This is a genomic window from Hyphomonas sp. (assembly GCF_013823385.1).
In the GTDB taxonomy this organism is placed as follows: Bacteria; Pseudomonadota; Alphaproteobacteria; order Caulobacterales; family Hyphomonadaceae; genus Hyphomonas.
In genome coordinates, this window is the sequence record NZ_PNMA01000010.1 from 101,849 (window position 1) to 110,943 (window position 9,095).

The 9,095-nt window shown below is 61.4% G+C and carries 9 protein-coding genes and 1 tRNA gene; all 10 read right to left on the reverse strand.

Annotated features, from left to right (window positions below; genetic code table 11):
- Positions 1 to 5: 5 nt before the first annotated feature.
- On the reverse strand, positions 6 to 455 hold the full coding sequence (locus tag C0456_RS08400; protein ID WP_291050455.1) for a hypothetical protein: 450 nt from the start codon (positions 453 to 455) through the stop codon (positions 6 to 8).
- On the reverse strand, positions 452 to 1,063 hold the full coding sequence (locus C0456_RS08405) for an NADH-quinone oxidoreductase subunit C (protein ID WP_367179233.1): 612 nt from the start codon (positions 1,061 to 1,063) through the stop codon (positions 452 to 454). Before C0456_RS08405 ends, C0456_RS08400 begins: the two co-directional genes overlap by 4 nt.
- Before the next feature lie 11 nt (positions 1,064 to 1,074).
- On the reverse strand, positions 1,075 to 1,647 hold the full coding sequence (locus C0456_RS08410; protein WP_291050459.1) for an NADH-quinone oxidoreductase subunit B family protein: 573 nt from the start codon (positions 1,645 to 1,647) through the stop codon (positions 1,075 to 1,077).
- Positions 1,647 to 2,021 carry an NADH-quinone oxidoreductase subunit A gene (locus tag C0456_RS08415; RefSeq protein WP_114105581.1) on the reverse strand — a complete coding sequence of 125 codons (375 nt, stop codon included), beginning with the start codon at positions 2,019 to 2,021 and terminating at the stop codon, positions 1,647 to 1,649. Before C0456_RS08415 ends, C0456_RS08410 begins: the two co-directional genes overlap by 1 nt.
- Positions 2,022 to 2,206: 185 nt before the next feature.
- The gene (locus C0456_RS08420; protein ID WP_291050463.1) at positions 2,207 to 3,172 is read right to left on the reverse strand and encodes a glucokinase; all 966 of its coding nucleotides are present in this window, start codon (positions 3,170 to 3,172) and stop codon (positions 2,207 to 2,209) included.
- 3 nt (positions 3,173 to 3,175) lie between these two features.
- Entirely contained in the window at positions 3,176 to 5,008 is a 1,833-nt protein-coding gene (gene edd, locus C0456_RS08425; RefSeq protein WP_291050465.1) for a phosphogluconate dehydratase, read from the reverse strand.
- A gap of 3 nt (positions 5,009 to 5,011) precedes the next feature.
- The gene (pgl, locus tag C0456_RS08430) at positions 5,012 to 5,725 is read right to left on the reverse strand and encodes a 6-phosphogluconolactonase (protein WP_291050467.1); all 714 of its coding nucleotides are present in this window, start codon (positions 5,723 to 5,725) and stop codon (positions 5,012 to 5,014) included.
- A gap of 2 nt (positions 5,726 to 5,727) precedes the next feature.
- Positions 5,728 to 7,197, reverse strand: a complete 1,470-nt coding sequence (gene zwf / locus C0456_RS08435) for a glucose-6-phosphate dehydrogenase (protein WP_291050469.1) — start codon at positions 7,195 to 7,197, stop codon at positions 5,728 to 5,730.
- A gap of 91 nt (positions 7,198 to 7,288) precedes the next feature.
- Complete coding sequence (locus C0456_RS08440) at positions 7,289 to 8,902, reverse strand: alpha-glucosidase (RefSeq protein WP_291050471.1); 1,614 nt, start codon at positions 8,900 to 8,902, stop codon at positions 7,289 to 7,291.
- Positions 8,903 to 9,017: 115 nt separating this feature from the next.
- Positions 9,018 to 9,093 (reverse strand) — tRNA-Trp (locus C0456_RS08445).
- Between the last annotated feature and the right edge of the window lie 2 nt (positions 9,094 to 9,095).

Sequence of the window (9,095 nt, forward strand, 5' to 3'; positions counted from 1 at the left end):
GGTAATCAGCCTTTCCTCGACTTAAGAAAATCCAATGCTGGTTCAATTTGAGCATCACAATGATCGATTATCTCGCGATCTGCTTCCAACATCTGCTTCGTGATTTCCTGATCAGCGTCGAATACTCCCGGCAGAGCGTTCAGGCGCCGAACCGTGCTGAGAGCGACCTCCTTCCCCTCCTGATCGGCGAGGAACATCGACCAAAAACGCGCCACTTCTCCAGCTTGGAAAACATGATAATTTATACTTTCTGCGATTTCCGGAGGGACGTCTTCAAACAGATTGCGAGCGTCCATCTCTGAAATCAAAGAATTGTATGCGAGCGAACCCCGGATGCACTCTTCTGCATAGGTTGCCCGCTCTGCATCATTTACTCCGAACTCCGGGTCAGCATGCGCAAAGCCGACCGTAGTCAAGAGCACAACAACAATTGAAACGCCGCGCAGCCCCATCATACGTCCCCGTTGACTTTCTCGTCGCCGGGAATGACGGTCGTCATGCCTTCCCATGGCGAGAGGAAATCGAAATTGCGGTATTCTTGGGCGAGCTTCACAGGCTCGTAAATCACGCGCTTCTCGAGGTCGTCATAACGGACCTCATAATGCCCTGTCAGCGGGAAGTCTTTCCGCAACGGCCAGCCCTCGAAGCCGTAATCGGTGAGAATCCTGCGCAGGTCCGGATGATCGGCAAACTGGATGCCGTACATGTCGAACGCTTCACGCTCGAACCAGTTGGCAACCGGCCAGAGCGACACGACGCTTGGCACCGCTGTTTCTTCATCGGTACGGATGCGCACGCGAATGCGGTGGTTCATCCGCATCGACAGCAGGTGGTAGACCACTTCGAAACGCTCCGAGCGCTCCGGATAGTCGACGCCGCAAGCGTCAATGAAGGTTTCGAAATTGCACTGCTGGTCGTCGCGCAGAAAGCGCAGCAGCGGAACGATATGGTCCCGCTCCGCCAGCAGGGTCAGCTCTCCCACGCGGATCTGCCAGCTGCGCACGGCATCGGGCATCCGGCTTTCAATGTGGGCCGCAAGTTCGGAAAGCGCCTGAGTATCCATCATCGTCACCATCAGCGCTCGAGCGAGCCTTCGCGCCGGATCTTCTTCTGCAGCTGAAGGAAGCCGTAGACGAGAGCCTCAGCGGTGGGCGGGCAGCCCGGAATGTAGATATCCACAGGAACGATACGGTCGCAGCCGCGAACGACGCTGTAGCTATAATGGTAATAGCCGCCGCCATTGGCGCAGCTGCCCATCGAGATCACGTAGCGCGGCTCCGGCATCTGGTCGTAGACCTTGCGGAGCGCGGGCGCCATCTTGTTGGTGAGCGTGCCCGCAACGATCATCACATCCGACTGGCGCGGCGACCCGCGCGGGGCCATGCCGAAGCGCTCAAGATCGTAGCGCGGGTTGCCGGCGTGCATCATTTCCACGGCGCAGCAGGCCAGACCGAACGTCATCCACATCAGCGAGCCGGTACGGGCCCAGCTGATCAGGTCATCGGCAGCGGCCGTGAAATAGCCCTTGTCGGCCAGCTGATCCGACAGGCCGGAATAGAACGGATCGTCATCGCCGGGCTTGAAGCCGCCTTCGACCCCTGCCCGCGCGCCGCCCAGTGCGTATGGCTTGTAGGAATTGTCAGCCATCATTCCCACTCCAGAGCGCCGCGGCGCCATTCATAGACAAATCCGACGGTCAGCACGCCGAGGAACACAACCATCGACCAGAAACCGACAACACCGATCTCTCCCAAGCTGATCGCCCAGGGGAACAGGAAGGCGACTTCAAGGTCGAAAATGATGAACAGGATGGCGACCAGATAGAATCGCACATCGAACTTCATGCGGGCGTCATCGAAGGCCGGGAAGCCGCACTCATAGGCGGAGTTCTTTTCCGGGTCGGGCTTTGACGGAGCCAGAAGCACGTTCCCGATCACGAAAAGGCACGAAATCACCGCACCGATCACCAGAAAAATGATGACCGGCAGATAGTCGAGGGCAAGCCGTTCAACTTCCGTCATAGTGCAATTGCTCCCATTGCGTTGCCGCCCGATTAGGACGGTTTCCCGCCGGGCGCAACTGACGCGCATCTGTAATCGCAGCGCCTCGCAGTATATCCTGCGAAAACGTAATTTCACGCGTCACTTGCTGCGGCGGTCGGTCACGGAGTGCGCAGGAATACCCTGAATTTGCGAATAATTCTCAATCAGGGGCGTGTGTGCTGCTCATAATACGCTGCAGCGCCGATCAGCGGCGCCGCAGGCTCCCGCATCAGCCAGACGGGACAGTCCTGCAGGTAGTCACTCATCGGCCCGCGCGTCACGAATCGCTGCCTTGCCGCAGCCGTTTTGAGGAAGTCAGAGATACGCTCACTGACGCCCCCGGCAAGCACCACACCGCCCAGCGCGCCATTGGCCAGCACAAGGTCTCCTGCAGCGCCCAGTACAGCCAGCGCGCGCACTTCGATAAGCGTGCGGAAAAGCTCGTCACCCGAATCGGCGCGGTCGCGCATTTCCTCTGGTGTCAGTTCCACCAACGGCCGCCCGAAAATTTCGCAAAAGGCGGCGTGAACCTCATCGAGCCCACTGCCAGAGGCCACAAGCTCGTTCGACACATATCCATGATCCCGCATGAGCAGGCGGGCGAGCGCGTGTTCCACCTCCGTGCGCGGGGCATACGCCATATGCCCCCCTTCCCCCGACACAACCCGCCAGCGGCCTTCCGGTTCGGACAATAAGGTCGCCACGCCGAAGCCTGTGCCCGGCCCGGTCACAAGCACCGGCGCGCCCTGCTTAGGTGTGCCGGGAAAAATGCAGTCAAACGACTCATAGGCAAATTCGGGAACGGCGCGCGCCATCGCGTGAAAATCGTTGATCAGGCACACATCCTGAAGGCCAAACCTGGCCTTCACGGCGCTGGCGGAGACATGCCAGCCGCGATTGGTCAGCGTGACCTCCTGATTCTCGACCGGTCCGGCGAGCGCAAAACAGGCAGCCGAAACTTCAGCTCCGGTCTGGCCGACATATTGCTCAAGCGCGTCATCAAACGAGGCGAACCCATCTCCGGCGAGTTTCTCGAAATGCTCGATGCGTAGCTTGCCATCCTGGCGCGAGGCCAGGGCGAAGCGTGCATTGGTGCCCCCGATATCGCCGACAAGGACGGGTTTCTGCATGTTTCAGGCCCCTGGGCCGAGAAAGCGGAAGGGGCTTGCGCCACAATCCGCCGTGCTTGCCGCCTGCCGGAACAAATCGAACATTTCGCGGCCAAGGCCCATTGCCGGCCTGTTGGGGCGGAACTCCGCCGGCGCGCGAGCCGCAAACTCTGCAGGGTCGACTTTCAATTCGAGACGTCCAGCCTCGCCATCCAGCCGGATGATGTCGCCGTCCCGCACCCGCGCCAGCGGGCCGCCGCGCGCAGCTTCGGGCGCTACATGGATCGCGGCGGGGATTTTGCCGCTGGCGCCGGACATACGCCCGTCCGTAACCAGAGCGACCTTGTGGCCCCGGTCCTGCAGCACGCCGAGAACGGGCGAGAGACCATGCAGTTCCGGCATGCCATTGGCGGCCGGTCCCTGGAAACGCACAACCGCGACGAAATCCCGGTCGAGCCGCCCGGCGTCAAAGGCTTCGCGAAGGGCTTCCTGTGTATCGAAGACGATGGCGGGCGCTTCGATAATCCGGCCGTCGGGTTTGATGGCGGAGACCTTGCAGACGCCCCGGCCAAGTGGGCCATCCACCAGCCGCATGCCACCATCCGCCGAAAAGGGATTGCTGGCGGGGCGGAGTACATCGCTATCGCCGCTGACTTCCGGCGCGGGCCGCCAGGCCAGCGCGCCATCCTTGAGGTAGGGTTCCTGACTATAATCCGCCAGCGTTCCCATTACCGCAGACGCGTCCGCATGCAGCAGGCCAGCATTGATCAGTTCCCGGACAAGGAACCCCATGCCGCCGGCCGCGTGAAAATGGTTCACATCGGCGCCGCCATTGGGATAGATCCGCGCCATCAGCGGAGTTACGCGGGAAAGGTCGGCAAAGTCTTCCAGCGTCACATCCAGCCCCGCAGCGGCGGCCATAGCGGGAATGTGAAGCGCATGATTGGTTGAACCGCCTGTCGCCATCAGGCCGACGATCGCATTGACCAGCGAGCGGGCATCAACGAGTTCCCCGGCGGGCCGGTAATCGCCGCCCTGCGCGGTAATGGCCGCCGCGCGCTGAGTGGCTGCCCGCGTCAGCGCGGCGCGAAGCGGCGTGCCCGGATTGGTGAACGCCGCGCCGGGCAGATGCAGGCCCATGACCTCCATGATCATCTGGTTCGAATTGGCTGTGCCATAGAAGGTGCAGGTGCCTTGAGAATGATAGCTTTCGGCTTCTGCCTTGAGCAGAGCGTCCCGCCCCACCTTGCCTTCGGCGAACAATTGCCGGATACGGACTTTCTCCGGATTGGGCAGCCCCGACGGCATCGGACCGGCGGGAACGAAGATCGAGGGCAGCCAGCCGAAACGCAGCGCCGCGATCACAAGCCCTGGCACAATCTTGTCGCAGACGCCCAGATGCAGCGCAGCGTCGAACGCGTCGTGAGACAGGCCAATGGCGGACGCCATGGCGATGATGTCGCGCGAGAAGAGCGAGAGCTCCATTCCCTCCTGCCCCTGTGTGACGCCGTCACACATCGCGGGAACACCGCCCGCCACCTGCGCAACCGCGTTCACCTCCCGCGCCGCATCCCGGATGATTTGCGGATAGGTTTCAAACGGCGCATGCGCCGACAGCATATCGTTATAGGCCGTGATGACCCCGATGACGGGCCAACCGGCACCAAGTATCTGGGCTTTCTCAATCACCGCGCAGCCTGCAGAGGCATGGGCGATGTTGCCCTCATGCAGGCGCGTGCGCGCATAGGCCTTGGGGCGCCGGCTACGGATCATTTCCAGATAAGCGGCGCGGGAGTCTTTCGACCGCGCTTCGATGCGGCGGGTTACTTCCTCGACGGTGGGGTGCAGCGGCGTCATGGCTCAGGGTGCCCAGATGATGGAGAGGCGGCGTCCCAGCCCCTCGATGGCCCGGCGCACCGGGTATAGCTGCTCGTCTCCCTTCAGGGCGTGTTCGAGCGCGGCTCTCTTGTCTTCACCGAACACCAGAAGAATTCCGGCTTCGGCATTGCAGATGGGGTCTGCCGTCAGCGTCATGCGGTGGCGAAACTCTCCGGCGACGGGCGTGTTGCCTGCATCTATAGCCGCAATAACGGCGCCATCCTTCGGATACATCGCCTGCTCCAGACCGATCGAACCCGGAAACCAGCTGGCCGTGTGCCCGTCCGCCCCCATCCCGAGCAGCACACAGGAGAGCGGCGAAAGATGAGGCGCGTACGCGGCAGCGCGACTGGCTACTGCGCTGGCTGGGTCAGCATCCAGCGTTTTCATCGGAAGGAAGCGCGCCGCAGAGGCCGGGCCTTTCAGAAGTTTCTCCCGGACGATTTTTTCGTTTGATCCCGGATGATCAGGCGCTACCCAGCGTTCGTCCACCAGTCCGACAGTGACCTTGTCCCATTCAAGCTTTTCGTCAGCCAGCAGGCCAAACATGCGGCCGGGCGACGTGCCGCCAGAGACCATGAAGCTTGCCTGCCCATCCCTTGCGATGGTCCTCGACAGATGAAGCGTGGCGAGTTCCGCAGCAAGCGCCGATGCGGCTTCCCGGTCATCCAGAACGATGAGGCGTGCATCCATCATGCTCAGTTCTCCTTCCACCAGCTACGATTGTCGCGGTCCATGAGCATGGCCGCGGACATCGGCCCGTCCGTCCCCGCTGGATAGGTCTCGGGCGTGTATCCGCTCGCTTCCCAGGCTTCGATCAGCCCATCCACCCAGCGCCACGCCGCCTCTACTTCATCCCGCCGCATGAACAGGGAGAGATTACCGCGCACCACATCCATCAGCAGACGCTCATAAGCGTCCGGGTAACGCAGCATGAAACTCTCCGCATAGGAAAGGTTCAAAGGCAGGGATTTAACCCGCAGCCCGCCTGGCCCCGGCTCCTTGATCTGCACATAGAGGCGCACTGCTTCATCCGGCTGCAGGCGGATCACCAGCTTGTTCACATTCCCGAACTGTTCCCCGAACAGATTATGGGGCGCCCGCTTGAACTGGATCACGATATCGGAATGGCGCGATGACATGCGCTTGCCGGTGCGCAGATAGAAGGGCACGCCCGTCCAGCGCCAGTTGTTTATCTCAGCCTTGATTGCCACGAAGGTTTCCGTCTTGCTGCCTTCAGTGGCGGAGAGTTCCTCAACATATCCCTTCACCGGCTGGCCAGCATGGATACCCGCCGCATATTGCCCGCGCACCGTCAACCGCCGCGCATCTGCCTCTGTCACAGGCCTAAGCGCTTTGAGCACCTTTATCTTCTCGGTACGGATGTCATCATCATCAAGATCGTTGGGCGGCTCCATTGCCGTCAGGCAGAGGAGTTGCAGCAGGTGGTTCTGCACCATATCCCGCAGCGCGCCAGAGCGATCATAATAATCCGCACGCCCCTCCAGCCCGAGATCCTCTGCGACAGTGATCTGAACATGATCGATATAGTTCTGCGACCAGAGCGGCTCGAACAGGATGTTGGCGAAACGCAGCACCATCAGGTTCTGCACTGTTTCCTTGCCCAGATAGTGATCGATCCGGAACACCTGCCGCTCAGCAAAGACTTCCGCCACACCATCATTAATCGCCTGCGCGGAAGCAAGGTCAGTGCCGATCGGCTTCTCAAGCACGACCCGCGAGAAGCCCCCCGACAGATCGACCGCGCCGAGCGCGCGGCAGATGTCGACATAGAGATGCGGGGACGTTGCAAGATAGAATATCCGTGGGCGGTCTTCCTCGGATGTCAGCTTGCTCTTCAGACCCTCCCAGTCGCCTTCCGGGTTCGTGGCGTCAATCGTGACATAGTGCAGGATTTTCTCGAACTCGTCCCAGGCCGCCGCGTCCCAGGACTTGCCCGACGCCTTTTCACAGGCTTCGCGCGCCACGGCCCGGTAAGCCGCAATATCCATTTCCGACCGCGCCGTTCCGACGATGGTAGAGTTTTCCGGGATCTGCCCGTCGACCCAGCGGTGGTAGAGCGCCGGAAGGAGCTTGCGCCGCGACAGGTCGCCCGTGCCGCCGAAAATCACGATGTCGAAGGGTTCAACAGGAACAAATTTTGCCACCGGGGCGCTTCCTCTCTCAGATCGGCTGCCACAGGGAGCCGAGACAGTTTCAGGCCTTATAGGACGCTTCCGACCAAAATGACAACGTTAGTCATGGCTCCCTGCGATCCAACGTTCCCGTCCATACCCCAAAAGGCGCCAAACGCTCCGGAACACTCATCGTTCCATCTGATGCCAGCAGAGTTCTGGTTCCTGTCAGGGGGATGCCAACCTCTTGCGGCGCATTCGACAGGTTGAAGAGGCACAGCACGCGTTCGTCCCCAAAGCTGCGCTCGATAGCCAGCAGGTCCGCAGCGATTTCCGGAAAGCTCACTTCGCCTAGCCTGAATGCGGCCGAACTGTTGCGCAGGGCAATCACCAGCCGCGTGAACTCCAGCACCGAGAAGGGCTGGCCATACTGCGCCGCAGCTGCCTGAAGCGCATGGCCCGCCCCCACGGGCAACCAGGGCTTCACCTCGGAGAAGCCGGCATAGCTGTTGTCGTTGATCCAGGGCATCGGTGTGCGCGCCCCATCCCGCCCGAGGGTCAGCGGCCAGTTGGCGATGGCTTCAGGATCCTGCAGATCCTCGAAGGCGATCTCCGCCTGCGTCAGGCCCAGCTCCTCCCCCTGATAAAGGATTGGATTGCCCCGGAGACAGAGCAGCAAGGCATTGGTCATCTTGGCATAGGCGGCCAGGTCGCCGCCGGGCGGGCACCAGCGGCTGATGCAGCGGGGCGCGTCATGATTGGAGAAGGCCCAGGCCGCCCATCCTTCGCTGAATGGTCCCGCCCAGTTCATCTGGGCGGCTTTCACCCGGCGCGCCGAGAGCGATTTGGCATAGAGAAAGTCGAAGCTGTAGGCAGAGCTGAGCCGCCCTTCAGCTGTGAAAGCCCGCATTTCGGGGATCGGGTCCGGCCCCGGAATTTCCGCCACCGTGTAAATGTCGCCATAGCCATCGGCGAGCTTGCGCACCCGCTCCATGAACACCGGAATATCCGGATGGGACTGGTTATGGATGTGATGCTGCAGATCAAACGGCCGGGTGATCGTTCGTCCTTCGGCTGGCCAGGGCGGATTATCGCGGAACTCTGGATCAAACATCGCGAAATTGATCGCATCCAGCCGGAAGCCGTCTACACCCCGGTCCAACCAGAACTTTGCGACGCCCAGCAGCGCGTCCTGAACCTCCGGATTATGGACGTTCAGCTGCGGCTGGCTGGAGAGGAAGTTGTGCATGAAATACTGGCCGCGGCGCGCGTCCCACGTCCAGGCGGGGCCACCAAACACTGATTGCCAGTTATTGGGCGGCGTGCCGTCCGGCTGGGGATCGCGCCAGACAAACCAGTCTGCCTTCGCGTTCGTGCGTGAAGCGCGGCTTTCGGCAAACCAGGCATGCTCATCGGAGGTATGGGCATAGACCTGATCGATGATGACTTTCAGGCCCAGGGAATGGGCTTTTGCGAGAAGCGCGTCGAAATCCGCCAGGGTTCCGAACACCGGATCGACATCGCAATAGTCGGACACATCATACCCGAAATCCTTCATCGGGGAGCGGAAGAAGGGCGATATCCAGACGGCCGAAACGCCAAGCGCCGCAATGTGATCGAGCCGGCGGGTAATGCCAGGCAGGTCGCCCACCCCGTCTCCATTGGTGTCCTGATAGGAGCGGGGATAGATCTGGTAGATAACGGCGCCGCGCCACCAGGGATGTGTGTCTTGGCTCATGCGGACCTCCGGAACTGCGCCCTCTCAAGGTCTCGGCCGGTGCGCGCTCATTGACAAGGGGGCGCGCGCCAAATGGCGCTGGCAACCACTTCCTGAAATGTCCGGAAAAGGCGCCTGGCAGGGGCAGAGGGACTCGAACCCCCGACCTGCGGTTTTGGAGACCGCCGCTCTACCAACTGAGCTATACCCCTAA

What these genes read in the sequence shown, in the direction of transcription:
- C0456_RS08400 (WP_291050455.1), bottom strand. Translation starts at nt 455, where the DNA reads ATGATGGGGCTGCGCGGCGTTTCAATTGTTGTTGTGCTCTTGACTACG.
- C0456_RS08405 (WP_367179233.1), bottom strand. Translation starts at nt 1,063, where the DNA reads ATGGATACTCAGGCGCTTTCCGAACTTGCGGCCCACATTGAAAGCCGG.
- C0456_RS08410 (WP_291050459.1), bottom strand. Translation starts at nt 1,647, where the DNA reads ATGGCTGACAATTCCTACAAGCCATACGCACTGGGCGGCGCGCGGGCA.
- C0456_RS08415 (WP_114105581.1), bottom strand. Translation starts at nt 2,021, where the DNA reads ATGACGGAAGTTGAACGGCTTGCCCTCGACTATCTGCCGGTCATCATT.
- C0456_RS08420 (WP_291050463.1), bottom strand. Translation starts at nt 3,172, where the DNA reads ATGCAGAAACCCGTCCTTGTCGGCGATATCGGGGGCACCAATGCACGC.
- edd (WP_291050465.1), bottom strand. Translation starts at nt 5,008, where the DNA reads ATGACGCCGCTGCACCCCACCGTCGAGGAAGTAACCCGCCGCATCGAA.
- pgl (WP_291050467.1), bottom strand. Translation starts at nt 5,725, where the DNA reads ATGATGGATGCACGCCTCATCGTTCTGGATGACCGGGAAGCCGCATCG.
- C0456_RS08440 (WP_291050471.1), bottom strand. Translation starts at nt 8,902, where the DNA reads ATGAGCCAAGACACACATCCCTGGTGGCGCGGCGCCGTTATCTACCAG.